Source organism: Verrucomicrobiia bacterium, assembly GCA_035629335.1.
GTDB lineage: Bacteria > Patescibacteriota > Saccharimonadia > Saccharimonadales > Saccharimonadaceae > DASUUR01.
Genome location: DASPIB010000001.1, coordinates 655780 through 681226, shown reverse-complemented (window position 1 = coordinate 681226; position 25447 = coordinate 655780). Strand labels below are relative to the sequence as shown.

At 50.3% G+C, this 25447-nt stretch carries 24 protein-coding genes; 8 read left to right on the top strand and 16 right to left on the bottom strand.

Annotation, left to right across the window (positions count from 1 at the left end):
* Positions 1 to 9: 9 nt before the first annotated feature.
* Together VD907_03740 and VD907_03735 are read right to left on the bottom strand one after the other, a co-directional pair.
* A complete protein-coding gene (locus VD907_03740; protein ID HYG83965.1) occupies positions 10 to 750 on the bottom strand; it encodes a hypothetical protein in 741 nt (246 codons plus the stop codon).
* A 55-nt stretch (positions 751 to 805) separates the two neighbouring features.
* On the bottom strand, positions 806 to 3091 hold the full coding sequence (locus tag VD907_03735; protein ID HYG83964.1) for a helicase-related protein: 2286 nt from the start codon (positions 3089 to 3091) through the stop codon (positions 806 to 808).
* A gap of 308 nt (positions 3092 to 3399) precedes the next feature.
* Between VD907_03735 and VD907_03730 the strand changes: the two genes are divergently transcribed.
* Positions 3400 to 3852, top strand: a complete 453-nt coding sequence (locus VD907_03730; protein ID HYG83963.1) for a hypothetical protein — start codon at positions 3400 to 3402, stop codon at positions 3850 to 3852.
* 44 nt (positions 3853 to 3896) lie between these two features.
* Here the strand turns inward: VD907_03730 and VD907_03725 are convergent, their stop codons facing one another.
* From VD907_03725 to VD907_03690, 8 genes are all read right to left on the bottom strand, one after another.
* Positions 3897 to 4436, bottom strand: a complete 540-nt coding sequence (locus VD907_03725) for a hypothetical protein (GenBank protein HYG83962.1) — start codon at positions 4434 to 4436, stop codon at positions 3897 to 3899.
* A gap of 77 nt (positions 4437 to 4513) precedes the next feature.
* Complete coding sequence (locus VD907_03720; protein ID HYG83961.1) at positions 4514 to 5083, bottom strand: hypothetical protein; 570 nt, start codon at positions 5081 to 5083, stop codon at positions 4514 to 4516.
* A 97-nt stretch (positions 5084 to 5180) separates the two neighbouring features.
* Complete coding sequence (locus VD907_03715; protein HYG83960.1) at positions 5181 to 5612, bottom strand: SRPBCC family protein; 432 nt, start codon at positions 5610 to 5612, stop codon at positions 5181 to 5183.
* A gap of 58 nt (positions 5613 to 5670) precedes the next feature.
* Complete coding sequence (locus VD907_03710; protein ID HYG83959.1) at positions 5671 to 6642, bottom strand: CCA tRNA nucleotidyltransferase; 972 nt, start codon at positions 6640 to 6642, stop codon at positions 5671 to 5673.
* Positions 6643 to 6727: 85 nt separating this feature from the next.
* Entirely contained in the window at positions 6728 to 7507 is a 780-nt protein-coding gene (locus VD907_03705; protein HYG83958.1) for an ABC transporter permease, read from the bottom strand.
* Positions 7497 to 8450 carry an ATP-binding cassette domain-containing protein gene (locus VD907_03700; protein ID HYG83957.1) on the bottom strand — a complete coding sequence of 318 codons (954 nt, stop codon included), beginning with the start codon at positions 8448 to 8450 and terminating at the stop codon, positions 7497 to 7499. Before VD907_03700 ends, VD907_03705 begins: the two co-directional genes overlap by 11 nt.
* 2 nt (positions 8451 to 8452) lie before the next feature.
* A complete protein-coding gene (locus VD907_03695) occupies positions 8453 to 10942 on the bottom strand; it encodes an FtsX-like permease family protein (protein ID HYG83956.1) in 2490 nt (829 codons plus the stop codon).
* Positions 10943 to 11704, bottom strand: a complete 762-nt coding sequence (locus VD907_03690; protein ID HYG83955.1) for an ABC transporter ATP-binding protein — start codon at positions 11702 to 11704, stop codon at positions 10943 to 10945.
* 236 nt (positions 11705 to 11940) lie between these two features.
* Between VD907_03690 and VD907_03685 the strand changes: the two genes are divergently transcribed.
* The 3 genes from VD907_03685 (at position 11941) to VD907_03675 (ending at position 13567) form a co-directional block, all read left to right on the top strand.
* Positions 11941 to 12558, top strand: coding sequence for a TetR/AcrR family transcriptional regulator (locus VD907_03685; protein ID HYG83954.1), 618 nt, complete (start codon positions 11941 to 11943; stop codon positions 12556 to 12558).
* Between the two features lie 149 nt (positions 12559 to 12707).
* The gene (locus VD907_03680; protein ID HYG83953.1) at positions 12708 to 13136 is read left to right on the top strand and encodes an NUDIX hydrolase; all 429 of its coding nucleotides are present in this window, start codon (positions 12708 to 12710) and stop codon (positions 13134 to 13136) included.
* Between the two features lie 32 nt (positions 13137 to 13168).
* Complete coding sequence (locus VD907_03675) at positions 13169 to 13567, top strand: hypothetical protein (protein ID HYG83952.1); 399 nt, start codon at positions 13169 to 13171, stop codon at positions 13565 to 13567.
* A 62-nt stretch (positions 13568 to 13629) separates the two neighbouring features.
* On the opposite strand, the gene VD907_03670 is transcribed toward VD907_03675, so the two are convergent.
* The 3 genes from VD907_03670 to VD907_03660 form a co-directional block, all read right to left on the bottom strand.
* The gene (locus VD907_03670; protein HYG83951.1) at positions 13630 to 14688 is read right to left on the bottom strand and encodes a hypothetical protein; all 1059 of its coding nucleotides are present in this window, start codon (positions 14686 to 14688) and stop codon (positions 13630 to 13632) included.
* A gap of 103 nt (positions 14689 to 14791) precedes the next feature.
* Positions 14792 to 15316, bottom strand: a complete 525-nt coding sequence (locus tag VD907_03665) for an NUDIX hydrolase (GenBank protein ID HYG83950.1) — start codon at positions 15314 to 15316, stop codon at positions 14792 to 14794.
* 126 nt (positions 15317 to 15442) lie between these two features.
* A complete protein-coding gene (locus tag VD907_03660; GenBank protein HYG83949.1) occupies positions 15443 to 17179 on the bottom strand; it encodes a DUF885 domain-containing protein in 1737 nt (578 codons plus the stop codon).
* A gap of 144 nt (positions 17180 to 17323) precedes the next feature.
* Between VD907_03660 and VD907_03655 the strand changes: the two genes are divergently transcribed.
* Entirely contained in the window at positions 17324 to 18823 is a 1500-nt protein-coding gene (locus VD907_03655; protein ID HYG83948.1) for an MFS transporter, read from the top strand.
* Positions 18824 to 18884: 61 nt separating this feature from the next.
* On the opposite strand, the gene VD907_03650 is transcribed toward VD907_03655, so the two are convergent.
* Positions 18885 to 19394 (bottom strand): hypothetical protein, encoded by a 510-nt coding sequence (locus VD907_03650; protein ID HYG83947.1) that lies wholly within the window; start codon positions 19392 to 19394, stop codon positions 18885 to 18887.
* Positions 19395 to 19566: 172 nt separating this feature from the next.
* On the opposite strand from VD907_03650, the gene VD907_03645 reads away from it, so the two are divergent.
* Together VD907_03645 and VD907_03640 are read left to right on the top strand one after the other, a co-directional pair.
* Positions 19567 to 20988 (top strand): hypothetical protein, encoded by a 1422-nt coding sequence (locus VD907_03645; protein ID HYG83946.1) that lies wholly within the window; start codon positions 19567 to 19569, stop codon positions 20986 to 20988.
* Positions 20989 to 21196: 208 nt separating this feature from the next.
* A complete protein-coding gene (locus tag VD907_03640; GenBank protein HYG83945.1) occupies positions 21197 to 23632 on the top strand; it encodes a hypothetical protein in 2436 nt (811 codons plus the stop codon).
* A gap of 51 nt (positions 23633 to 23683) precedes the next feature.
* Here VD907_03640 and VD907_03635 read toward each other — a convergent pair whose 3' ends face one another.
* A complete protein-coding gene (locus tag VD907_03635) occupies positions 23684 to 24055 on the bottom strand; it encodes a VOC family protein (protein HYG83944.1) in 372 nt (123 codons plus the stop codon).
* 202 nt (positions 24056 to 24257) lie between these two features.
* On the opposite strand from VD907_03635, the gene VD907_03630 reads away from it, so the two are divergent.
* Positions 24258 to 24695 carry a nuclear transport factor 2 family protein gene (locus tag VD907_03630; GenBank protein ID HYG83943.1) on the top strand — a complete coding sequence of 146 codons (438 nt, stop codon included), beginning with the start codon at positions 24258 to 24260 and terminating at the stop codon, positions 24693 to 24695.
* A 199-nt stretch (positions 24696 to 24894) separates the two neighbouring features.
* On the opposite strand, the gene VD907_03625 is transcribed toward VD907_03630, so the two are convergent.
* Entirely contained in the window at positions 24895 to 25431 is a 537-nt protein-coding gene (locus VD907_03625; GenBank protein HYG83942.1) for a hypothetical protein, read from the bottom strand.
* Between the last annotated feature and the right edge of the window lie 16 nt (positions 25432 to 25447).

Here is a 25447-nt window from a genome sequence, read left to right as displayed (position 1 = left end):
CTAAATGACCTAGTACCAAAGTCCACGCGTTACTTTAGTATTGACTTCAGAGACGAGCAGATCGTCGTAACTTGTAACGGGCTCATAAATGTCACCCTGGCCTCGAAAGAAAGTTACTTCAACATGCCGGTCGCCTACCGGTACTGCCTTAACGTATTCGGTGGAGCTAATATTATAGAGCATCACCTCTTCCGAGCTATCGGTAGCGATGCTACTGATAGCTTCGTACAGGTCGCGCGCGTCGGCTTGTGCTTCCACGAGCGAAGTTGCAGACACCTGTCGGCCTCCTCTCATCGGTTTGCCAACCTCAGTAGATGGATGCCCGACAATGTGCTTTCCGAAGTGAGCTTTTCTATAGGAACTCAGACTCTTGTAGTCCATGAGTGGAAGGCTGACGTTTTGCTGCTTCTTCTTTAGCTTATTGCGCGTTGGCTTCCGACTATACTTCGACCGGCTTTTCTCGCCACTTTCACACTGCTTACAAAGCTCAGGCTCAATAAACGCCCCCTTCAACTTATGGTGCATGATTTTAGCACCGCGGCTGAAAGAAATCCTGCGCCTGCATTTTTTGCAGAGGCGCGAGGTATCAACCTGCGTGTTTTTCCAGCTCCGGCAATCCGGGCAATTTTTAGGAAGACTGAGCCCCATACCGAGGAACCATTCGGGAATGGCTTTGTAAAAAATGGACTTATAGCCATTGCTACAGCCACGGTTTTCGCACTCGTATGGGTGCAGCTGTGGATCTCCCACGGTGAAGCCCTTCTCGTCGAGGTAACCAGTAAGAAAGGTGAAGTACTAAAAGCTGCTAGCGGCCAATATGCGCCAAGCGCCACATGGTGGCATCGCCCTTTGCCTGACGGCTAGGGACAATCCGGGCAATCAAGGTCTGCGCGCCATTCAGGGGTACCGGCGTATTATCTTGGAAGATAGTGCCGCTGCGACCATTGACGGTGTCGATCCAGGTGTAAAAGCCGGTGTCTTCGTCAAACACAAGCCGAACCGTCACCGAGCCGGGCATGGTGTAAAGACTGCTCCACAAACCGCTTTCGGGGAATGCCTTGAGCAGTTGCCGCCAGGGCAGATACAGCAGCTTTGGCGCCTTTTCGCTTTCGAAGAGGTTCCGAAGCAGGCTGGACTCGCCGTTGGTTTCCCAGAGCAGCTGCCAAGTGTCTTCGACAGCTTTTGCGGCCTTGCGGAGCTTCCTGATATCGACGCCTACCGAGTTGCACCACACCCTGAAATCGAAGAGGTCATCCGAATCTGGCTCGAACCACCCATCCTTAAACAGGGTGTCGGGCTCATAGCTTGCCGCAGTGGCGAACATCTTGAAAACCGACACGTCTTCGTGGTTGGCCCAGTGTGACCAGACGTCATCGATGTGGGCGATGGCTTCGTGCTTGCCCTCGTAATCGACAAAGTAGTCGTGCGGGGTACGCAACGCCGCCGCTGGCGAGTTGCTGAGCGCCGTAGCAACCACCCAGAACATGACATCAGATACCTTGGCATCTTCGGTCAGGCTCTTCTGGAGCTGCACGGCGTACGCCAAATCGACTCGGCCCACCCACTTCTCCATGCTGATACCAAGCGGCGTCAGCACGTAGTCCTCGGTGAGACCAAGCGCTTCAAGATTCGCAAACTGTTCGTGCAAGTATGCCATACGCTCGCTATTATCCGCCAATCTGGACGGAAGCGCAAGTGCCCGGATTTCGGCATCGATGTCGCGCCAGCCCTGCTGACAGGCGTAGTACGCCAGTGGCATCAGGGGTGAAGCGGCCAGCGGGAACCGAATCGGTTCGTACGGCAGCGTTTGCTTGTCGTTGAGCTCTTCATCATCGAGCTCGGCATAAAAGGCGCCGACTTCGTTGGTGATGAAGGCAATACCCGGACGCCGACGCCCAACCCGGCCAATTCGCTGTCGTAGCGAATTAACGCCCAGCGGCGCCACCACCGGAAACGTCACGTCGCCCACAGTCTCCTGCTCGTAGCCGGAATCCATGGTGACCACGAAGTCGAGCGTTGGGAAGGTGATGCCCATCTCGACCACACTGGTGGCCAGTACGACGTACGGCTGATGATCGCGCTCGATATTCGCGAGTTGCGTTTCAAAAGCCTCCAGTAGCCGCCGGTCGCGAACAACCTCGCTGGCCAGTTGCAGCACCGAAAGATCCGGGTGCGCCTTTTGGATGATCGCCTTGAGGCGCGCCGTGTCGCTGTAATCTCCGGCAAAGGAGTTCACCACAACCAACATGCCATGGGCACGTCCGGGTTCGGCAACGGCTTGGCAAACCTCGCCTGCCGCAGCGTAATTGTGGGGCTGCGGGAAATAGCTGCTGGAAGTATCCGGCGCGATCAGCGTGTGCTGAATCAGTTCGGGCAGGCACTCTACCGCCGGCGCGCCCAGATTGTGCATCCAAATTGGATACCGCTGGGCGTCAGCCTTAATGATGGTTTCAAGCCCTAGCGTTTCTTCCAGGTTATCGGTATCGACGGTGGCCGACATGTAGTCAATCGTCACGCCAGCCTTGCGCGCCAAAGCAATACCTAGCTCGACGCCAGGGTTTTGCTCAATCGTGACGTGCGCTTCATCGATCACCACGCGGTCGCGTTCGGGCGTGAGCTCGCCGGCCTTAGCCGTCAGCTCAAAAATACCCGTTGTTACAAAGGTGATCGGCGCATCGGGGTTGCTATTACCCGACACCGAGCTGATGCAGCCAAACAATGGCGGATGCGCTACCCCACTTTCTGAGGCAAAGCGCTCCCACAGGCTATTCATGAAGGCCGCCAGCCCAATTGCAATTGGAATACGCGGCTCAACAATCCACACCCGTGGCGCCGGATTCGGCTGCCAGGCCAACTTTTGCAGCTGGCGCAGCAGCACGTGTACCGGGACACCGACCGTTTTGCCGAGCCCAGTAGCTGCCACCAAAAAGAATGGCTCCTGGGTCATCAGCGGGAAATACCGGGCGATCTCAAGATCGTCGCGGTCGATTACCCACTGCAAAAACTGCACTACCTCACTGGCAAGAACCGTGAAGTCCTGCTTCAGCTCGAAGCGCGGGTCGCCAGAAAACTCGTACGGCGGAAGCTGCATGGCTTATAGCCTTTCTTGTAAGTTGCAAAAGAACATCGCCGATGGCGACTTTGAGTACCATAATATGGTTTACCCTAATTTGTCAAGGTGTATCAATCGTAAGGTACTGTGCGTCGTTTAAATAAAGGCCTTCTTATTCTTTGCAATATGCTAGCGTCGACTTTCTGGTTTAAGAAGCCGCATGTCGTACTGCTTTGAGAGTCGTGAAATAGGTACGGGCCATCTATCCTGCCGTTGGTGGACAATTGTCTCGTAAAATTATATAAAATATGCTACCTTTAAGAAGTCGTCTTTTGAAGGGAAGTGTTATGTCCAAGGGTAAAACAACGCGAACAGCTATTATCTGGGCAGATGTAGCCTGGCAACCATTGGCAGCACGAATTAGGCAAGGAGCCGTTCAAAGAAGCCGACTTCAGCGAGCGCTTAAGCTGGTTTTTGAAGCCACACAGCCAGGTCATCACGTGTATGTAAACGTAGTGAACGGGCAGCTTTCAAAGCAAGAAGTACAGATTGTTAAGGATATCAGAAATCGACGAGCGTTCCACAATATTATTGTCCGTCAGATTTTGAGTTCGCCTGATGAAACCGAATGGCTGATTATCCTCGATTTAAAGAAGCGTGGTCAAAAAGACTTTAGCCGCGAAGATGCTATGGAAGTTATAGCGCGGGTATTCAGCACCTTTGACAATTTCGAGACTTCGTACAGCGGCGAGCCGAGCTTCGAAGTATTTATTGAGATGACAAACGGCAAGACGGAATAAACCCCCTCGATGCGGCTGGCCCTGGCTTTTTAGCCAGGGCCATTTTACAATACGTCACGTGTTAATGTAGCTAGCTTCTCGCGGTAAGCCCGCTGGTTGAACCGCCCGGGGTAATCCACCAGTTCGGTATTTAACACGGTAAAACCCGCCTTACGCAGTGGCTCGGCTGCTACTTCAAATACATTAGATTTTATTAGAATAATTTTCGTTTCAGGGGTTGCCAGTGCTCGCACCCGTTCGAGTAGCCGTGGCAGACTGGCGGCAATGCGTTCTTGGCGCTGCTGCTTGGTAACTTCGTGTTCCTGGGAATCTTCCAGCGCTTCAATCATATAAATGCCATCAGCTTGTAAGCGGCGTAGCCACTGTTCTTTGGTGGTTTCTAGCTCACTTTCTGCGGTATCGGCAGCTTCCGGGTAGAGCGCGCGGATGGTATTAGTGAACAAACGGTCATCTTTACGAATGCGATCGGTGTAATAAAGTTGGCGACTACTCTGGATTTCCGGTGCTGGCGGCGGCGATTCGGCAATGAATAATAACTTGATCTGTTTGGGCTTATATTGTTGACGAACGCTGTTGTAATTCACGGGCGATGTTCCTATTAGATATGTAAATTATGCCATAGTAAGTTCGGGATGCGAAAACCGCACCCCGAAACAAGCTTTTACAGCGCCAGCAGTGCCCTCAGAATCTCGACCCTGTCAAGAGCAAAAACAGGGATGGTGAGACCCTTGCGGCTGATGGCTTCGGTGATCTTATCGCTCCCGAGCCACGACGGCCTGAAAATTGCCAGCTTGCTGCAGCCTCGAGTAGTCAACTGTTCGATAACGCTCCCTAGCTTATCCGCAGTGCTTGGCTGGATTGTTCGGTACACCGGACCCTTACCGATAGTCGCTGGCCTCAATTCGTAGGCCTCAAAACCGGTGCCATTGCTACTTCCCGTCCAGATCAGGCCATCAAACTCGCCTTTCTTTGGAGGGTATGCGACCTGGCTGGTCATGACGTCGATCATGTTAAAAACCTGAAATTTGCCGCCGCTCTGGTTTGCTTCGTGACGAATCAGCGACTCGTAGCCAGGGGCGTATACCCGCACTTCACGTGCCGGATTGTCCTTGAGACGTTCACAAATTTTTTGTACCCAATCGCCCATTGTCTTGTCACACTTAACCGTTGACGAATCTTTAGCCGTACCATAAGTGATCTCCCCGTCAACTGCAACAATCGCGGCCGTCATAGCTGCTCCCTAATAAATCGCGGCTAACGGTAGGCTATTATAAACAGTTTGAGCTTACCTGCCAAGCGATTTTACGCTAATTAATGCGCGTGCAAGATTATTGCCGAGCTTCAACCAGCTTTTTCATACCCTCCAAAACTTGCTGCCAATTTTCCACTGAATGATTAGCGCGCTCCTGGGCGTCAACATTAGACTGGGTGATGGTGACTTTGGTGCCGTCACCTTCGTCGGTTAACTCGTAGCGGATTACTTGGTAGAGCTCGGGCTTGTCTTCGATGCCGCTTGCTGGCGACCAGTAGTTAAATGCCAGCGAAGTTTCAGGGGCGAATTCGAGTACCGTGCCCTTATCTTCATATTGCTGGCCTTCCCATTCACCACGGAAGTAAATTGGCGTACCTACTTCCCAGGTGGTGACCAGATCGGTACCAAAAAAGTACTGCTTCACCAGTGCCGGCGTGGTGAGTGCTTCCCACACGGCGCTACGTGGAGCGTTAATAGTAATGTTGGTGCTAGCTGAGTAGGTGTTCATGTGTGTGATTATAGCACTGTTGTTCAAAATATAAGGAGATATTGCCTCTAGGTCCGAATTAAAACTCAGCTACCGCCACCCGCTCGCCTAAAGCGGCAATTGTCTTCTTGCTCCAGCCTAGCCTATCGCTAACGCCATCAAATGTCAGTAGATCGGGGTCGTCGCCCCACTCTGCCTGCACGGCCTCGAAGCTCGCCCGAATTAACAGTGCCCATTTATCCATAATACTCATCTCGCGAAGTTCCTCAAAGGCGTAGCGCGCAAGTTGTTCCTGCAACTGCTCGGTTTCAAGGGCTGCAAAACTGTATTGCTCTGGAAAAGTGGCTTGCAGTACGCCTGAACTCACTAAATCTTCCACGGCATTAATCCAAAATGTTCCCTGCAGCAAGATTTCAAACTCGCTGCGGATTCGTTCGTTTGATACTTTCTTAATTGCGGGGACGGTGTGGCGCGCGGCTTCAAGAGTGTATTGTTCGGGCTCAAAACCAAGCTGCGAAGCAAAACGGAAGAGTCGCAGAATCCGCAGCGGATCATCGTAAAACTTTTCTTCGGCATCGCCCACCGCCCGGATGAGCCTGTTTTGAATGTCGGCTTGGCCATCAAACGGGTCAACCAGGCGGGTGTGCGAATAAGCCATAGCGTTCATAGTGAAATCTCGCCGAGCGAGGTCAGTTTTTAAGCTAACGCCGAACTTAACGTCAGGATTACGCGATTCCTCATGGTATTTTTCGGCTCTAAAAGAGGTAATTTCCACATAGAACGGCCCGATCTTTGTGCCAATAGTGCCATAGTTTTTGCCGGCAAGATAAGTTTTTAAGCCTTCGTTCTCTAAGGTTTTTTGAATATCGCCGGGTAGTGCTGGCGTTGCAAAATCGAGGTCGGGGCTGTCGCGGCCAAGCAACATATCCCGCACTGCACCGCCCACGAGGTAAATTTCGTCGAAGATACTTTCAAGCGATTGCAGTACTAACTTGCCATTAAAAAATTCCGGTTGTGAGGCCTTTGGTTGTAGCGTGGTGTGGTCGGTCATGTATATATAACAGTAGCGTAAAAGGCAAGAAGAGTAAAATACTTGCTCAGGCCGAGTAGCAATAAATGCAGACAGAAGTTGACTACTACGCTTTGCGCGCCTTATGCCGCAAAATACTGGTAGCAACAGCAATTGCAATTACCAGAATAATAATCGGCCAGGCAAACGCCCAAAATACGGTTGTGTCACTGACGGGCGTGCCAATTAATAAGCTGCGCACGGTTTCAACAATCGGGGTGATCGGCTGATATTGGGCAACACCGTGAAGCCATTCGGGCAAGGTATTAACCGGTACGAAAGCGCTACTAATATAGGGTAAAAACATCACCACAAACGACACCGCAGCTGCCGCCTCCACGCTTTTCGCGATCAGCCCAAAAATGATGGCAATCCAGGTGAGCATAAAGATAACCAGCAGCAACAGCCCAGCGACGATTAGCCACTCCAGCGGTGTGGCATCGGGGCGAAAGCCAATTACCAGCGCCACTACAAACACTAAAGCTGCCGAAATACTGTTTCGCACCAAGCTACCGACTGCGTGCCCGACTAACAGCGACGACCGAGCCATCGGTAGTGATCGAAACCGCTGGAATAGGCCACGGGTCATATCGACGTTTAAAATCGACGCCGTGGTGGAACTGCCGTAGCCAACGCAAACTAAAATGACGCCCGGTACGATGTAATTAACATACGACGTGCCAGTCGAAATGGCGCCGCCAAACACCACCACAAACAGCAGCATAATCATAACCGGCAGCGCCAGGCTGGTGACCAGCGAATCAACGTTGCGGAATGTATGGCGGATGCTGCGCCTTACTGCCGTGGCCCAGTCTTTTAAGAGCCATGAAGTAGCATTATTCTGCATGGTTGTCTCCTCCTTGTGGTTTGGTGCCGGTTAACGATAAAAAGACATCGTCAAGCGTCGCTTTACGCAAATGAATTGTTTGGGGTTCGGCATTTTGGGCGTGTAATTGGTTTAACAGCTCGCGAATGTCGCTAGCTGCACCGTTGGTGGTCACATCTAAGGTTAACGCAGGTTGGTTGCTGCCAACCACCCGGTCGCCAAGCGCCTTCATAGCCTTTTTAAGGAGGCTGCTGTTACGAAAAGTCATTTCGGCCATGTCTTTCCCGACCAGTTGCTTCAGTTCTTCGGCTGTGCCGAGCGCGACAATTTCTCCATCGTTTAAAACAGCAATTGTATCGGCTAGCTGATCGGCCTCTTCAAGATATTGGGTGGTAAGAAAAATGGTGGTACCGCCTTTTACCAGCTCGGCAATTAGTTCCCAAATGGCTTTACGGCTGCGCGGATCGAGCCCAGTGGTCGGCTCATCCAGAAAAATTAACGGTGGTTCAGCCAGCAAGCTAATCGCTAGGTCGAGTCGACGTCGGGTGCCGCCCGAGTAGGTGCCGGCCCGTTGATTGGCTACTTTTATAAGGTCAAGCCGCTCGAGAATTTCTTGGCTGCGTTTTTTGATGACTTTTTCGGGCAGATGGCTAAAACGACCGATCATCTGCATGTTTTCGCGCCCAGTGAGCAGTTCATCGACCGCCGCGTATTGGCCGGTCACGCTGATCATCGCCCGCACTGCTTGATCGTCACGGACGACATCGTATCCGCCAATAGTCAGCTCGCCACCGCTTGGCAGTAATAAGGTTGATAAAATGTTGATAGTGGTGGTTTTGCCGGCACCGTTTGCGCCTAGCAGCGCGAAAACAGTGCCCTTTTTGACCTCAAAGCTGACATTTTTGAGAACTTCGTGATCGCCGTAGTTCTTTCGTAAATTCTTTACTGATACTAACGTTTGCATGATTACTCCCTGTTGGCGGCTGCTTTAATTGGCGGTACGCGCAGCGCAGCCGTGGCAGCTAGCCAGGTGACTAACAAGTTAAGCAGTAGCGCCCCAGCAATAACACCGAGGAGAATCATCCAGCCACCGCCCGGGAGCGGGCTGCCGTTGACGGCGATGCTAAACGGTACAAGCGAAACGCTCGATACCAGTATTCCCCCGATCACCCCGAGAATCGACATGCTGGCGGCTTCGAGCATGGTCATCCGCAGGACCTCGCGGCGAGTCGAGCCGATTAGCCGCTGCAGCGCAAACTCACGCCGGCGAGCTAAGATAGTGATCACCACGGTATTGATTAGGAACAGCAGCGCATAGAGTGTGACCATAATGGTAAACAGCGTATTTACCCACGATAACACCGATACTTGGCCGGCCACACCGCTGCGTAAGCTATCGCCGCTACTCAGTTGTACGCTCGCTTTGGTGGCTGCTTCGACGGCTTTTTTTAGCTCGCCAGGATTGGTCGTAGCGTTTGTTTGTAGTGCTATGGTTGAAATCAGGCCGCTGGCGGTATGTGGTGCTAATAGGTCTGCCGGCACAATGCCGCTTTCAAAGCCTGCCTGAGCTTCGTAAATTGCCACCAAACGGAGCGTTTCGTCGCGGCCATCACTAAAGCGGACCTTGACTGTATCGCCAACTTTGCGATTTAGATATTCAGCGTTGCCTTTTGAAAGCGCCAGTGTTTGTCCGGTCAGCCCATCAAACGACCCCGCAACAAACTTGTGCGCGAAAAGTGGCTTACCCGTTTCAACCGAGATACCTTGCATACGGAACGGTTCTTCATCGGGGCTGCCGTCGTTTCGTAAGAACCGGCCTTCGCTCACCAGTAGTGGCGAGCTAGCAGTAACGCCAGAAATTTGGCCAAGGTTTTTGGCAGTTTCAACCGAGAAGCCGTTCGAGGTCGCCTGTACGATACTATCGGCTTTAATGTCCTGGGTGAACGTCCGTTCCATCGTTTCAGACAAAGTTGCCTGCTGGTAGAGCATGCTGAGCGCCATGGCTGAGGCCAGCATAATAGGTGTTACCATAGCTGCCGATTGCAAATAGCGGACGCGGGCGTTCTTGACGGCCAGGAAGCCAGTGCCGTGGCCGAATAACCGGAGCGGACCGGCAAACAGCGCCAGGCCAGGAATAATCAGTGCTGGCGCCATGAGCCCGAATGCCAGTAGCCACGGCAAAACTGCTGGGCCGGCAGTGCTGCTAGCTAGTGCGCCGCGCATGACGAGCGCTGTAACAATAGCCAGCGATAAACCGCCAAGCAAGCAGGCAATCGCTACCCCGAGCTTCCACCAACTGAACCAGCGCCGCTGGGTAGCAACATCGGCCAAGGCTTCGATTGGCTGCACTCGGGTGGCGTGGCGAGCGGCGAGCAAGCTTGCGACTAATGCTGATACCAGGCCAACACATACCCCAATTAGTACTGGAATAAACCCTTGGTAAAAGACCACTGGTTCGGGCACCAACCGCACCGATTTCAGGGCATCGAGCATAAATTCACCCAACCAATAGCCAGGAATAATAGCCAGAGCGGTTGCTAAAATAGCGATCACCATAACTTCTGCCACCACCATGCCGCGCACTTGGCCGGGCGTAGCGCCGATGGTTTGTAGCAGTGCCATTTCGCGCGTGCGCTGACGAATAGACAGGCCAAGAATACTGGCAACCACAAACACGACCACCACAACGGTGTTGCCGCCAAACGGTGCCGAACCAGCAATCAGCACTTCTCGTGCACCACTCATGCCGGAATATTCGGCTTGGCCGCGGTCGTCACCGGTGAGCACAAGAACGTTATCTGAAGCTAAAGCTACCGATAAATCGTGCCGCACCTGCTCAACATCAGCTCCACTTGCCGGAACAATCCCTAATACGTCTACCCAGCCGCCGTCAATCTGTGATAGTCCAAAGTTGGTTTCAAAGAATAAAGCCGGCTGATTAAAAGCGGCGGTCGTTTTCGCTACGCCACTAACAGTAAAGTCCGAGGGCTTACCTTTAACGCTAATGGTGAGCTTGTCGCCTACCTGCACGTTTTGGATTTCAGCGGTCTTGCTATCAACTACCACTTGATCGGCCCGGCTAGGGGCTTGCCCGCTAGCAAGCGTGTATGGCGTGAGCTGAGCGCTTTCCCAGGCATGGCCATGTAGCCCCGGGGTTGCGGGCGCGCCGGTAATTTCGGCTGCAAATGATACATCACGCACAACCGTCTCGACGCCTGATACCGCCTCAGCTTTTTTAATGGTGTCACCCGAAATTCGCGCTCGTTCACCCGATTCGTAGTCGCGGCTAACGAGAATCGGCGCGTTGAGCCGTTCTGGCGGGGCATCAAGCCGGATGCCCGTCTCCATTAAGCCGCCACAGGCCATAATTATCGCGACGCCAGCAAAAATAGCTAAGAAAGCGCCGAGAAAACTGGCTTGACGGTAGCGGAGAGTTTTGAGTGCAAGCCGAAACATCTAGGCAACCTTTGCCGGTGCTTTATCCCAGGCGCCCAAGCGAATCATGCGCTTCGCAACGGCGTCGGCGGTTGGCTTCACAATCTCATCGACCACTTCACCATCGGCGATAAATAGCACGCGGTCGGCATACGAGGCTGCGACTGGGTCGTGCGTTACCATGACCACAGTTTGGCCATAAGTATCAACGGCGTCGCGCAACAGCGTCAAAATATCGCGTGAGGTTTTGGTGTCGAGTGCACCGGTTGGCTCGTCGCCAAATAAAATCGATGGTCGGGCAAATAGCGCCCGGGCAATCGCTACCCGCTGCTGCTGGCCGCCAGAAAGTTCGTGCGGCAAAACATGCTGCCGTTCGGTGAGCCCGACGGCGGCAATAACTTTATCGAGCGCGGTTTTGTCGATGGGCTTATTGCTGAGGCGCAGTGGCAAAGCAATATTCTCACGCACGGTCAGTGTCGCCATAAGATTAAACAGCTGGAAAATAAATCCAATGTGTTCGCGGCGGAATTTAGCTAGGTCAGTGGCCGATAGGTCTGCAATTGATTGCCCATCGATTATTACTGAGCCGTAGGTTGGCTTATCGAGGCCGGCGGCGCAGTTAAGCAGCGTACTCTTCCCCGAACCAGACGGTCCCATGATGGCAGTAAACGTGCCAGCGATGAATTCTTGATTAATATTTTTAAGGACGGTGTGTCCTTCTCCGCTACCTTTGAAGACTTTTCCGACTCCTTGCAGCTGTAAAATTGCGTTATCTTTTGCCATGCGTGATCCTTATTCTGAATGATTGTTCAAAATATAGCATACTTTTTGGGAAATGTCTAATATTTTTTACAACAGAGGTACGACACATTCCAGGACAGATTTAATTTTTACTTTCCCTGATATCAGATAACTTTCGCCCCGTAGTAGCAGAACACAGGCAAGAATTAGGCAGTTTTCAGGCAAACCTCAGCAGAAATCATTTGACAGCCAAGCAATAGCGCTTTATAATTTTGACTATGCATTCAGCCAAATCACCCCGTCGGGCCATTAAAGAAGAAGGACGACGCGCTCAAATTATTGCCGCCACCGTGTTTACCTTGGCTGAACTTGGGTATGTTAATACCAGCCTAGCGAAAATTGCCAAACGGGCTGGTATCAGCACCAGCCTTATTTTGTATCATTTCAAAGACAAAGACGAATTAATGGCCTACGCCCTAAACGACATTTCGGCGAAATGGTATATGCATGTACAAAACAATATTCGCACAGCCAAAAGTGCCCCCGATAAACTGCACGCTTATATTCGGGCGAACCTTATGTACATGGTCGAACGGCCAGAAATGATGGCTGCCCGGATTGAAATTATTTTTAATAAGCGCGATGAAGACGGCCGATTGTTTTTCCAAACCGAAAGTCACGAAACGGTTATTGCGCCGCTCGAACAAATTCTTGAGCAAGGCCGGCGTAGCGGTGATTTTCAAGACTTCACTACTGCCAGCACGGCGATTGCGATTCGGGCGGCAATCGATCAGTTTTTAGGCCTAATGAACAGCGCCACCGACGCTCCTAGCTATATTGCCGAGATAACTCGACTATTTGATAAATCACTTGGGCGTTCAATAATACGAAACTAGTCGGTTGACAAATTAAATATTCTTAGCCGGCTGACGCCTTGTGTCGTGGGTTCTGCCTAGTCGCGACATGACCACTTATCTCTGTCGGTCTATGGAATATATAGCACTTCGTCGGTCAATTGCTAAGCCCTCGTGTTACACTATCTTGTATGTTAAAAGATGATTGGCATTCAAAGTGTTTTTACCGTGTCTCGATTAAGGCAGTTATCCGTAATGCACACGGGCAGGTGTTAGTAGTCAAAGAAAAGAATAACCCCAAGTGGAACCTGCCTGGCGGTGGTATGGATTATGGCGAAACGGAGCAAGAAGCTTTGCGGCGCGAGCTGTATGAAGAAGTTGGCTATGTGGGCGACTTTTCGTATGAACCGCTTGGTATTGAGCCAATGTTTCTTGAGTCTAAGCAGGCGTGGCAACTATGGGTGGTCTATGATGTTGCCCCTGCGCATTTTGACTTTATAGTTGGTGAAGAAGCCGACGAGATCGCCTTTATGGATCCGGCAGTTTTTAAAAAGGAGCGTCCGCTGATATATAAATTCGCCAAAAAAACTAACCTTGACATAAGCAGTAGCAGTTTATAAAGTAGAACCATTCCTGCGAGCCTGGAGGTGCTATGTTTAAGGCAGATGCGGCGGTTGTTTTTTCTGATCGCGCGCCCGAACCAATCCGAGCCCAGAGACTAAAAACGGCGCTGTCGGGCTGTGGGCTTACTGCTGTACTTCGACCCTATACGTTGTCGCAAGGCTTTCTCGACATCGCTGCGTTTTATAAGCGCGCCCGAACAGTGCTGCTGCTGGCCTCGGGAGCTTCAAAGGATTTTGTGGCTGATGCTTTTGTAACCGCCGTTGCCGAAGGCTATAAGCCAGTACCAATTCAGTGCGAGCCCCACGCGGTTGCTCCACTCATAAAGCCGGCCGAGGTTCTGCCTTTCTTTCAGAAGAATACTGGCGCGGCACAAGAAGAACTACAGTTACTAACCGCAACCGTTGGTCGTTTGTGTAAGTCTGACTAACCTTACAAGTATAGTTTGTGTGGTGGCTTATTTTGCTACCACACAAACTCTTGAGTGTACATTTACAGACGATCCTGGAAAGAATCAGGTAGTTGCGATCGTAATTCGTCACGGGTAAGATTAAGAAACGGCTCGCTGGTAACTAAATAATCTTCAAGTTGTAAGTAGGCGTACGTTAATTTTACTTTGTCGCTATCGGTCAGCTGGTCTGGATTGGCGATGCCTGCCACAATGGCATGGGTCTTTGCTAACACTACCTCAGCGGCGCCCGGATTCGATATAAAACCTGAAACATATGTAATCACGTCCATATAATTTGTATTCTGTGGGAGTCGTGAGAAATTATTACTAATTTTTCTAAAGAACAAGCTGGCGCCAAAGAATAAGCAGGCCACAACAAAGAGTGGCCACAGCGAGAAGCCGTATAGGATATAGCCGATGAACGGTTCTGTATCAAATAGGGGCACCATCCGAATGAAGGTTTCGTGGAAGCATGCAAAGCTAACGGCAACAAATGACGCCATCAGCCACTGCATTGCCGTGTGATAGATAGGTGCAATACTATGATGCAGTCGTGAAACCAAGATGGCTGCGCCAATCGCAAAGCCACCTGCAGCCATATAGGTACCAAAAATGATATCAACAATCGGTTCGCTAATTGGATAGGGTGTGTGCGGGGCAACTGCTGCGCCAATTGCGAGTCCGCTTGCTAGCGCGATTGTAAAGCTAGCGTCACGTTTTGAAACTGCCGTACCAAGCAATTTGGACAAATGAAACATGCTTATGTACGAGACTACCGCCCCAATTAAAGTGCTTAATGTAATGGCCAAAGATAAGATAATAGGATCGATCGCTATAAAAGAGACCACCGGTAATTGTATTTGATTAAAGCTAAAAAACAGAATACCCAGTGTCAATAAGTAATAGGCGGCTCGCAAGCTTCTTCTAAATGCCCGAAGGCTTGTAAGAAAAGCCCCGATGGCGATAAGCTGTAAGGTTAAAATAATAAGACTAATCGATAGGTTAATCTTATCGGGCAAAGTGCTGAACTGAGGAAATAGATAAAAAGCGGTCGAGCCGATAAAAATTGTGACGATAGCCGTGGCTATTAGCTTTTTCATTTATTCATGACGCCTTATGCTCACTGTAGGCCAAGCTGGTTGTGCTTGTCAAGTTACCTTTTATTAAGGAGAGGGTGTGCGGGTTTGTTGCGAGCCTCGCGGCTTATCGCAGAAGGTTTAATCGATCAAGTCCAAGGAGCGCAACCTCGACATCGGTCATCTGGCCTGCGCGCACTAGCTGTAGAAAACTCGGTAGATCAAATAATCTAACAGTAATAAATTCACCGGCATCGAGCTGCTGAGCGGCGACCTTTTTGCAGTTGGCGGCAACAAAACAACCCCGGACCAAAGTGGCGTAAGCATCGTCGAAGCAATCGGTCACAAACTGAACATCGCCCGCATAACTGGTTTCTTCACGCAGTTCACGGGCCATGGCTTGTTCGGGTGTTTCGCCGGCGTCAATATAGCCGCCAGGAAGCTCATAAAGAACTTTGTTGGGCCCAGGCCGAAATTGTTCAACGGTAATAACCTGCTGTTCTTCGGTGAGCGCCAGCACACAAATGGCTGGCTTGGTAACTTTAATGTAAAACGGCTGCACTTGGCCGTCGGGCATTTCATAGGTGCGTTCTTCAATTTTGGTAAATTTATCAAAAACGATTTCTGACTTCAGTAGCTTCCACGGTTGCATAGCTTCTCCTTTAGTAGGACATCTCGCCTGGGCTTTAGCGAAAAACTGCCCTGCCCTTTTCGCTGGTACCAGCTTTAATTATAGGTGGTGTGTGGGCGATTGTACAAACGAGTTCAATGCTTACGGCTAATGTGTTTTTTGCTTGTTTGTCCAGGCGTGAAGGTGTGCGGGCAGTAAATCAAGCGGCATTTCGCCGTGCTGCAACACGGCATCGTGAAACTCCCGCACATCAAATTGGCTGCCGAGCTCTGTTTCGGCGTGATGTCGGAGCTCTCGGAACACCCCGTCAAATAAATAGGCAGAAATTTGCCCGGGCCAGGCTAAGTAGCGCAAAATTTCGTAGTGAGTTTGGCGGTCATCGTTGCCGTGCATCGCCAGTTTTTTCTGCTTGGCTTCGGCAATGCTCCAGCCATAATAATGCAGCCCAACGTCAAGCATGACGCCGCGAGCAATTAACAGTTTCGTTGCTATCATGGCGGCGTGTTCGTACGGGTGCACCGGAATGCCTAATTCGTGTACTAGTGATTCGGCGTACTGCGCCCAGGATTCACGGTAGGCTGGATGCCGGACTGATGCTTGCAGATAAGGATGCTTACTATTTTCGGATTGCAACGACAGTTGTAAGTGATGTCCGGGTACGCCTTCGTGCAGCGCCAGGCCAAGAATTCGGGCAGCTGGATAGGTTGTCGGGTCATCAACGGCAACATGAATACCACCAGCGCGTTGGCCGTCTCGGCTCGGCATAACGTATTTCGCTATATTCGCCCCGGGCAAAGCTTTTGTTAAACGAATTTCAGGATATTGTTGTGGCAAGGTTTTGAAAAGTCGCGGCAGTTGCTCCATGGCGATATCGGTAATGGTGGTGTATGCGCCGTGCATTTCGGCTGCCGATGAAAACGAGTGAAACTGATGATTCTTTTGAATGGCGGCTATCAGCGCCGCCGCGCCTCTAAATCCTAGCTCAGCTGAAAGTGCGGTTAGCTCAGCTTCATGCTTCTGGTATTGTTCTTGGGCGTAACGAAACAGCGTCTCAGGATGAAGTTGTTCGCTTGTCCAGTAGCGTAAAATGCGCTGATATTGTTCGAGGCCAGTGTCGAGATACTTAAGGCCAGGCCGTTCGTCGCTTCGAGCAGCGGGAATGTAGCGTTCGGAGACGTATTGTGAGAGTTTTTCGTAATTTTGGGCGGCGTTACGCATAGCTTGTTCGTATTGTTTTTGCAGCGAGGTGGGAATTGCCTCGGCTTGTTGTAACGGCGCAAGGAAGCCTTCAAACATACCATTCTTGATCATGGCTAAGTGGTCGTGGGTGGCTATAGCCACTGCACTTGGGGTGGTCTCCCCTTTTTGTGCGCCTTCTTCCATTGTGCTAATGGCTGCGTCCACCCAATGAGCCCACCCAGCTGCGCGCAGCATGCCCTTTTCGAAGTCTTCAGGCGTCTCATAGCGAAAATAGCCAGCGCCAGTTATATCGGTGAATGTCAAAAACGGTGTTGATTCGTCGGTGTGGTCAAGCGGACGGAAATTGTCGGTATTATAGCGCAGCAGGTCAAGGCGTATCTGTGTATTGCGTTCTAGTCGTTCTTTAAGTAAAGCGGTTTCTTCAGTAGGCACGCCTTGTGTTGCTTTTAGCAGCGTGAGCGCTTCGACGTAACCATCTTGTAGTGCCGCTTGCTTTTCGGCGTCTAGCGGGAAGGGATAGTGATAATTCAATTGATTAGGGAGCTCATGAGCATCTCCAGTACCTTCAACTGCTCGGGTTAAGGGATTGTGGTCGTGCTCGTGGCGGTGAAGCTTATCGAGGATGTGAGAAAGCTGGGCTTCGGTTTTGTGTTCGTGCGGTTCGTGAGGTGTAGTGTGCTCCATAAATACTTATTTTAAAACAAGAACCGCGATGGACGACCATGTTTAGCCGTGATAATTTTGTTTCGACTATACTTACTTTTAAGTAGGTACTTGAAAAAATGTGTGTTTTTGCTATATTTTACAAGAATGAAAGGAAAGGTAACCATGAAAAAAGTCCCTATTGCAGCGCCTAAAGCAACGAAAAAAGAGTGGTTGGGCCTCGCGGTGTTGGCTTTGCCGTGTATTTTATATGCCATGGACTTTACGGTCTTGCAACTGGCCGTGCCGCACTTGATTCGTGACCTACAACCTTCGCAGAGTGAGCTGCTATGGATTATGGATATTTATGGCTTTGTTTTGGCCGGTGCACTAATTGTCATGGGCATTTTAGGAGACAAAATTGGCCGCCGAAAGCTTTTATTGATTGGCGCGTTTCTGTTTGGCGTGGCATCGCTGTTAGCGGCTTTTTCGCAAACCGCCACGCAGCTTATCATTTCTCGGGCGGTGCTTGGTTTAGCGGCCGCAACACTTGCGCCATCAACATTATCGCTGCTCAGTAACATGTTCCAAGACGCCAAAGAAAGAACAATTGCGATTAGCGTTTGGATGACCAGCTTTTCGGTGGGTTCGGCAATTGGCCCTTTGGTGGGGGGCGCACTGCTCATGCATTATTGGTGGGGTTCGGTGTTCTTGATAGCAATTCCAGTAATGCTGTTCTTGTTGCTTATTGGGCCAAAGCTGTTACCGGAATACAAGAACGAATCAGCCGGACGCTTAGATGTTGGGAGTGCCGCACTGACACTGCTTACAATTCTACCGATTATCTACGGCATAAAACACACTGCTTCGCACGGTTTTGATGTCGTATCGGCTGCTATGATTGCCGCTGGGCTGGCTTTTGGCTATTGGTTCGTACGTCGCCAAAAAATGCTCGCGCAACCATTTGTTGATCTGCAGTTATTCCGCTCGCGCACCTTTAGCTCACTGTTGCTGGTGTACTTGTCGGTATTCTTTGTCATGTTTGCAGTTTTCTATTTCATTAGCCAGTACTTACAGTTGGTTCGCGGCATGAGCTCATTGGAGGCTGGTTTATGGACGTTGCCGTGGGCGGTGGCTTTTATTGTAAGTTCTATGGCCACTTCACGAATGGTGCAAAAACTGGGCTTAAAGAGGCTGCTGCTTGGTGGGCTACTGCTCGCGGGCGTAGGTTTGGGTATATTGGCGCTGCTACAGGCAGATACGCCACTACCACTTTATGCAATGAGTTTAAGTATGGTGGCAATTGGTTTTGCGCCGGTTATGGGCTTAATCACCGACAGTATTATTGATAGCGTCCCGCCACATCGGGCGGGCATGGCCTCTGGCGTCAGCGAGACCGCCGCCGAGCTTGGTGGTGCACTGGGTATTGCGGTGTTTGGGAGTTTAGCGGCGTTTATTTATACGAGCTATCTTCAGGGAGCCCACCTTCCGCAGGGTATTGGTGACAGCCTTGGTGCGGCGCTTCAGGCCGCGCAAAACTTCGCACCTGGTGTTGGGCATATAATAGTCACCACAACACAAACTGCCTACATGCATTCACTGCAGTGGGTGTTTGGCCTGAGTGCCGTATTAATAGTTGCAGCTGCGGGTATGCTGCGATGGGCCTACCGGCGTAAACCAGAATAAAATGTGACGCCCTCCGATCGAGTGATCGGAGGGCATTCACCCTTTCTATCTTCTTGGAGGATCAGAGGATGCTGAGGAACGGCTCGCCGGTCTCCAGGTGGAGTTCGGCGGCCGCCATCAAGTCGTCGAAGCTGCGGTTCAACAACCCCTCGGTGGGTTCGACCTCGATGCCGAGCAGGCAGGCAGCCTTGGCGATGCTCTGCCCCATCAGCAGGGGGCCGAAGTGCGCGACCTCGAACGTTTTGGGCTTGCCGCCCGTTAGGCTCGACAACGAGCGCATGGTGCCGTCGATGAGCTCGTCCTTGTGAGCGGCGCGGAGCTGGAGGCTGTAGCCTGCCGCCAGCACCAGTGGTCGCATGTCCTTCTCGCTGCCCGTGAAGGTAACGACATCCACGGAGCCCAGAACTGGGGTCTTGCACACGACCTTGGTTGGGCTAAGGTCGACGATGACTCCTCCGTAACCGATCTCAAAACGGACCAGGGAGGTGTAGGCAGCGTGAGTCGACTTTTTGTGCTGAGTGACGTTCGGCTCGGGACTGCCGTTGTAGCGCGCGTTGACGTAAGTGATCACACTGACCTTCCCAAAAAAGAAGGGGTGGTGGGTGACCCGAGGGTATCTCGCGGCCAATAAATCGATAATACAATGAAATGTTATAAAAGTCAAGTCAAGTCGCTTATCCTTGCAAAACCAGCGTATTTTTACTATAGATAAAGAGGTTTGTAATAAGGGACTCTTTGTAACTATGGAAAAATTTGAAGCTTCGACAAATTTTCAGCGTGACACCGTGCCGCTAGCAGATACTACCGAACGCACCACAAGCGCTTTTATTGAAGCTTCTGGTCGCATTACCATTGCCGGAACAACAATCGATATACGCACTGAGACGGGCGCTTTTGAGGCTCTCTTACAGCATCGCCACCAACCATATACCCATGCCGAACTTCACGAATTCAGCCAAGCCACAGAACCACTCCCCGACTTTACTCGGCAACTTGGAAGACTAGCCGCTAAACTGTTTGAAGTGAAGAATCAGCCGCTTGTCATTGTGGATGGTATGGCTCCGGAGGCAACTTACCAACTGTTTCCAGGGCTAGAGCTTATAGACCAACGAAACCAAGCCAGCGCCGATGTCGTGACTATTTTACGCCAGCGGATTCGCGCTGAACACACCCTCCAAAACGAAGCTGACAGCCAGCTCTCACCACGGCAGCGGCTCTATATATTATCGCAGCTTGTGCAAGAATACGCCGAGCATAGGCAGGCTCGACGAGCTATCTTGCAGCTGTACAGAGAGCACCATACCGCCCAAACGCGATCCGACTGGATAACACCTGATCCAAAAGACTGCCAACAATACGCTGAAGCGATTGAAAGCGCCCTGCAGGCCATTGCTTTTAGCGATGCGTCACCCGAAGCGCTAGAAAGTGAGATTATCAATGCCGTGATTGCGCAGCAAAGCCTGTACTTCCAGCACTTTTACTTGATAGATAGCTTAGCAAGGCGCTACGGCCACCAACTCAATCCGCGCGACCGGTTAGTGCAGCAGGGCTCGATAGCGCTGCTACGCTTCATTGGCGAGTATACAGCTCAACAAGGAGAATTCACCAGCGGCGCCTTTTATGAAGTTTCGAATGCTATGCTGCCTGCTTCTGTCCGGATGCATAAATTAAAGGAACGAATTTCCGTGGCGCGTGAGGTATATATTCAGCGCTGCGGCGAAGAGCCGAAAAGCTATGAACTAGCGGATATGCTCGGCATTCCGGCGCAGGAAGTAGAAAAGGCCGACAAACAATTAAGTACCAAGCGGGACGCAGCCTTATTAGAAAAAACTATCGATCAAGAGCTTGAGTTGCTCGAACTACGCTCGCGAGTGGAAGAGGTTATGGCGAGCGATGCTCTGAACGACCGGGAAAAAGTTGTCTTGAGTCTTCATTTCGGGTCATACGCCCCGGCCTTAGCGGGCGCAACTTTTAATGCTCACAGTACATATGAATACCCATTTTCAGAAGCCGATATGCCAAATGGTTATCGATCGGTGTCAATTTTAAAAATCGCTGAGCTAACGGGCGCGTCGGTTGGTGCGGTCTATGCAGTAATGAACAGCGCCCTTGAAAAAGCTCGGGCACTCTTACAGCAAGCTGGTATTGACGCGTTGGATGACTGATATGCACCCAGAAACGCGCGACTTCATCCCTACCGGTAACTGCGTTGAAAAAGACGCACCGCTTTTTAAGAGCTCCACCACCGCCGAACTCGCCCGCCGCGCCTGCGCCTCATGTTTGCAGCTCCCCTACTGCGAATCGCAGCGGGAAGCGATAGGGGCGATTTTATGGAAGCGTGGCGAGGTGGACCCGATGGTGGGAGGAGAAATTGTGAAGTCCGAAGCGCAGCAGGTCGATCTTTCTGCCATTGAAACCTTTGGCGAAATAACGCTGCGTTTTAATCGATCGCGTCGTCCTGACGATCCTGTGCGATTGCTTCGCAGCGTGCAACAATCGTTTCGGGCCGGCGAGCAAACCCGGAGTCGCTCGGCTTTCATGCGTCTGCAACATCCCACTTTAGATATTACAGAGTGGGCTATGGAGACGATGCTTAGCGCTGACCCAAATCTTCTTGAAAATGATTCAAAAAATCGAACCGAGCTGGCGAAAGAAATTGGACGCCACGTACTGTTTATGGCAGTAAATCGTACCGATGATGGCCAGTTGGAGCCGTTAGCGAAAAGATTCCAAGGCTTTGAAGCGCAACAATTTATTCCATTTGTTCATGCTTTTGCTAAGGAGGCTGCTGAAGTTGCCGCCAAAGGGTATCCCGACCCTGCTTTGTGGGTAGCCTTTCATAGCGCTGCATTTTACGACGACTACCAATCAATGGGTGAAAAATGGCATGTAAATCAAAAAGCTTTAATAAAAGCGGCGAAAGACTCCCTTGCTGCACCATGGCGACGTGTTGTAAAGATCCAAACGCAGGATCATGAGAAAAACAAACAGATAAGGAGCGCATTGTTTGCTCAGCAGGCTGGATTGAGAAGCATGGATCAGCTGATAATGCTCTTTGACAATAAGATAGCCATAGCTAAAATGGAAGAGCTAATATATGCAAGGATCATTCAAGTAAAGTCCGGAAGCAAGAAAATAGGTTTTAGTAGTCGCTTTTCAATGTATACCGAAGCCGAGAAAGCGGCAATTATTAATGAATTTGACTTGTTACAGTACTTTGAAGCAGATGAACGGGACCATCTAAAAAAGGCATTGCACGAGCAAGATCTTCGCAAGAAAGTATTTACTACCTTAATCCCCCACTTAGATCCAGCTATTAAAAAAGATGATAGTGCTACTCTTGATATTCGCACAGACCCCCAACTTCTTTTGAGGGTATTAAGACGAGAGCTATTCACGCAATCGATTCAGGGTGCAAAAAAGATGCTGAAAGCACACCCAGGTAAACAAGCCTTTGTCGAATATATTGCTACCGCGTTTAGAGAGGATATTACTAATTATGCAAATACACTATACCTATCGGCGGCAACCCTACTCGAACGTCGAGGGGTATTATTAGAGGCTGAAGTTGCTTCTCAAATCGCTGATCTGTTCATAGAGAGTTGCCGCGACATTCATATGCAGGGCGATATGGCTGAAAGACATGCCGCAAAAATTGCACTTTATTACAGCCCGGAAACGTATCATTCTATTCGAAGCTATGTAGAGCAGAACCCATTTATTACTCGTGATGATGTCAGGCAGGCTTTTTTAGGGAGCCCGTTCAATTCTATTGGGTATATAAGAAAATTGGAACGTACGAATGAAACCGTGCAAAAGGCAGATAGTCTTTCTCAATTCTCGCCGAGTGCGCGCAAAGCGCTCGCAAAACGCGGACTAGATGCTGAAGGGATAAATAAAGTTGTTAGTATGGCCGAGGAGTTTGTAAAAATTTACGGCAGTAAACTGAGCGAACATAAAATTCGGAGTGTCTGTGTTAAACACGGGACAAATAAAGAGAAACTAGAACAGTTACTACAACAAAGAATTCGCATGCGTACGCAACTAATTACACAGTATCAACAGGACATATCTCCTCAGCGATTGCGAAGCATAATCGATAAAGCGGGCTTCGGCAAAGAAATAGAGGCAGTAGAGCGGTTTTGCAAAAGGAGACAGCTCATACATAACTATTTTGCTCAATATCCCCACCCGGACATAAACGAATTTATAATTGACGAAAGAGCGCAAGCGGCGGTGAAAGATATGGACTGGTTAGAGCAGTATGAAAAACGCTTGGCATATGTTAAGCAGTACGGAGACGCCACTCTGCTTAGCAATGAGTTATTGCAGAAAATTGTTTTTACTCATTCAACCGAACCACTTGATGCCGTACGACGAGTGGTAAGGCTGTACCGAAAATACGAGTTTGACGATTATATCGATACAAAAATGATTGAAGAGGCTTTCCATCCTAATATTGGAAAAATGACACAACGGCTTTTGGTGCTCAGGCGATTTTTGAGCTCTAATAAAGTGGTGCAACTCGATCAAACATCGCCTGGTGAGCGCTCGAAGCACGAGACGATCAGCTCTCCAACTTCGCCTCACCGAGAAGCAGCAAGTGACTATTTGCGGGAGAAAATTGCCAGTTTGTTAGAAAACTTGGACGACTTTGAGAAAGCAGCCGTAAGCATTGTCTTTGAACTTGACTGGCTGGCTTCTGAAGAGCTAGAGCGTGAGACGGTTTTTCGCTACTTTAAGGTCCAGAACGAGCAACAGCTCGAAGCCTACGTGCAACAGCATATTTTGCCAAAGTCGATTTCATAACTATAAAAAGAAGAGCCAACTTTAGCAGGCTCTTCTTTTTGGTGCTTTTAATTAAGAATACTGAGGCATCTCTTGTAGCGCCCAGCTATTGCCATCTGGGTCTGAAAAGAAAGTAAAAGTACCCCATGGAAATTCTTGTAAATCGCTGGCCTCTACGCCTCGGTCGCGCAGCTGCTTTTGGCAATCGGCGGCACTTTTTACAACCATTTGCAGGCCCTGCTGGCTGCCTGGCTTCATTTCGGTAACGCCATCGCCGATAACAATCGAACAAGCCGAGCCCGGAGGGGTGAGCTGCACAAAGCGCAAGCCGTCTTTTACCTGGTGGTCGTGATCAAGGTTAAAGCCAACTTTATTCACGTAGAAGTCAATTGCCGTATCGACATCTGATACGGGCACCGGCACGAGTTCTAATTTCATTTCCATAACTTTTCCTTTGTTTAGGTTATTACTGTTCTATTTAACCATTGTGGTGCTTGTTAGTTTTGTAAAAAAACGACGCTATTTTACGGTTGATGGGCGTTTGGCTGCTGCGATACCGTGCATCTTGAAATAAATGTTGGGATGTTTTAAAATATTTGATTGGGCGCAATCGGCGCTCTTAGACCTTAGCTACTACGGAGCGTTCATGAGCGAGTCGCAGCGAGCAGTATACATGGCTTTCATTGCCGCCTTGGTGGCGCCTCTAAATGAACCGCAGGCGAAGAGGCAGGTGAGTCCGCGATTCCTTGCGGAGATTAAGCCCGACCAATCCAGCCTGCCCATGCAACGATTTAACTTTCAACAGTTTATTGTTGAAGTTAAGCGTTTGCACGAGGCGTTTCCGGACTTTGCTCAGAATGTAACTGTGCCTACCATCCTGCAGGATGGTAATGTTTTGCAGGCAATCTATCAGATGACGGTAACCTTCACCAGGAACCTCAAGAGTCGTGACGGTAGAACTACGTTTGAACCCAATGGAGCGAAAATTGTAATTCCTCAGACCGATACGGTGACATTTGCTGATGGCAAGATCGAAAAGTTCACCGTTCAAATTGACTCCAGGAATATCCTTAAGCATCTGTGATACGGGTGAAGAGCGCCAAATTCTAGGTGGCGGAACTCACTAGGGTCACCTAGAATACAGGCTGAGACGCATAGGCTTCCCTATCGTCTCGGCCTGTCTTAAAGCATCATATAATTGTTTCGATAGCGTTAAAACTACTGAACTAATTCTAAATACAAATAAAAGACTGGCGAGCTATAAGGCCCACCAGTCGTCAAGCTTATCCCTCTACAATGTGCGGATGCTGACAAGTGTACGTCGAGGCCGTGGTTGTGCCACGGCTCAAGACGCGAAACCCAGCGGGCCCCTCAGCACGCACCCAGGTCTTGGCGATGATTGGTTGGTTTCGCCAATTCAACAGCTTCGCCAAGAAGCTTGTCTGCGGATTCTCTTTCAGGTAGCTAGTTACGCGCTGGCGTTCAAGAGAGTTGGGCGATGCATTAAATTGGACAGTATCAACCCTGCCAGGCTGGCTCGTTTGCCCTTTAATGTGCAGTGAGCTTTCGCCGCTTCGCAGCGCACTCAACCTGATGCCTTTAGCACCGTTTCGCAATACTGCCCTTACGCCATCTGCATCAATTAGATACACCCATTCCCAAGGGGCTATTGCCTTAACGGTTAGCCGGCTAAGCAGTTCAACCACTTCTTCAAAAGTGTCCGGATCTTCTGGGCGGCCCTTCTTTCCAAGTAGAGCCATGAATGAACCGGTCATCGATGTGCGATGGCCAATTTCGGCACGATGCAATTCAACACGCACGGGAGTCTCCTAGAAG

Bases quoted from the DNA above. Each gene is read 5' to 3' on its own strand.
- VD907_03675 (HYG83952.1), top strand. From the start codon at position 13,169: ATGTTTAAGGCAGATGCGGCGGTTGTTTTTTCTGATCGCGCGCCCGAA.
- VD907_03665 (HYG83950.1), bottom strand. From the start codon at position 15,316: ATGCAACCGTGGAAGCTACTGAAGTCAGAAATCGTTTTTGATAAATTT.
- VD907_03700 (HYG83957.1), bottom strand. From the start codon at position 8,450: ATGCAAACGTTAGTATCAGTAAAGAATTTACGAAAGAACTACGGCGAT.
- VD907_03660 (HYG83949.1), bottom strand. From the start codon at position 17,179: ATGGAGCACACTACACCTCACGAACCGCACGAACACAAAACCGAAGCC.
- VD907_03710 (HYG83959.1), bottom strand. From the start codon at position 6,642: ATGACCGACCACACCACGCTACAACCAAAGGCCTCACAACCGGAATTT.
- VD907_03685 (HYG83954.1), top strand. From the start codon at position 11,941: ATGCATTCAGCCAAATCACCCCGTCGGGCCATTAAAGAAGAAGGACGA.
- VD907_03655 (HYG83948.1), top strand. From the start codon at position 17,324: ATGAAAAAAGTCCCTATTGCAGCGCCTAAAGCAACGAAAAAAGAGTGG.
- VD907_03690 (HYG83955.1), bottom strand. From the start codon at position 11,704: ATGGCAAAAGATAACGCAATTTTACAGCTGCAAGGAGTCGGAAAAGTC.
- VD907_03715 (HYG83960.1), bottom strand. From the start codon at position 5,612: ATGAACACCTACTCAGCTAGCACCAACATTACTATTAACGCTCCACGT.
- VD907_03635 (HYG83944.1), bottom strand. From the start codon at position 24,055: ATGGAAATGAAATTAGAACTCGTGCCGGTGCCCGTATCAGATGTCGAT.
- VD907_03735 (HYG83964.1), bottom strand. From the start codon at position 3,091: ATGCAGCTTCCGCCGTACGAGTTTTCTGGCGACCCGCGCTTCGAGCTG.
- VD907_03720 (HYG83961.1), bottom strand. From the start codon at position 5,083: ATGACGGCCGCGATTGTTGCAGTTGACGGGGAGATCACTTATGGTACG.
- VD907_03680 (HYG83953.1), top strand. From the start codon at position 12,708: ATGTTAAAAGATGATTGGCATTCAAAGTGTTTTTACCGTGTCTCGATT.
- VD907_03730 (HYG83963.1), top strand. From the start codon at position 3,400: ATGTCCAAGGGTAAAACAACGCGAACAGCTATTATCTGGGCAGATGTA.
- VD907_03705 (HYG83958.1), bottom strand. From the start codon at position 7,507: ATGCAGAATAATGCTACTTCATGGCTCTTAAAAGACTGGGCCACGGCA.
- VD907_03695 (HYG83956.1), bottom strand. From the start codon at position 10,942: ATGTTTCGGCTTGCACTCAAAACTCTCCGCTACCGTCAAGCCAGTTTT.
- VD907_03645 (HYG83946.1), top strand. From the start codon at position 19,567: ATGGAAAAATTTGAAGCTTCGACAAATTTTCAGCGTGACACCGTGCCG.
- VD907_03630 (HYG83943.1), top strand. From the start codon at position 24,258: ATGAGCGAGTCGCAGCGAGCAGTATACATGGCTTTCATTGCCGCCTTG.
- VD907_03670 (HYG83951.1), bottom strand. From the start codon at position 14,688: ATGAAAAAGCTAATAGCCACGGCTATCGTCACAATTTTTATCGGCTCG.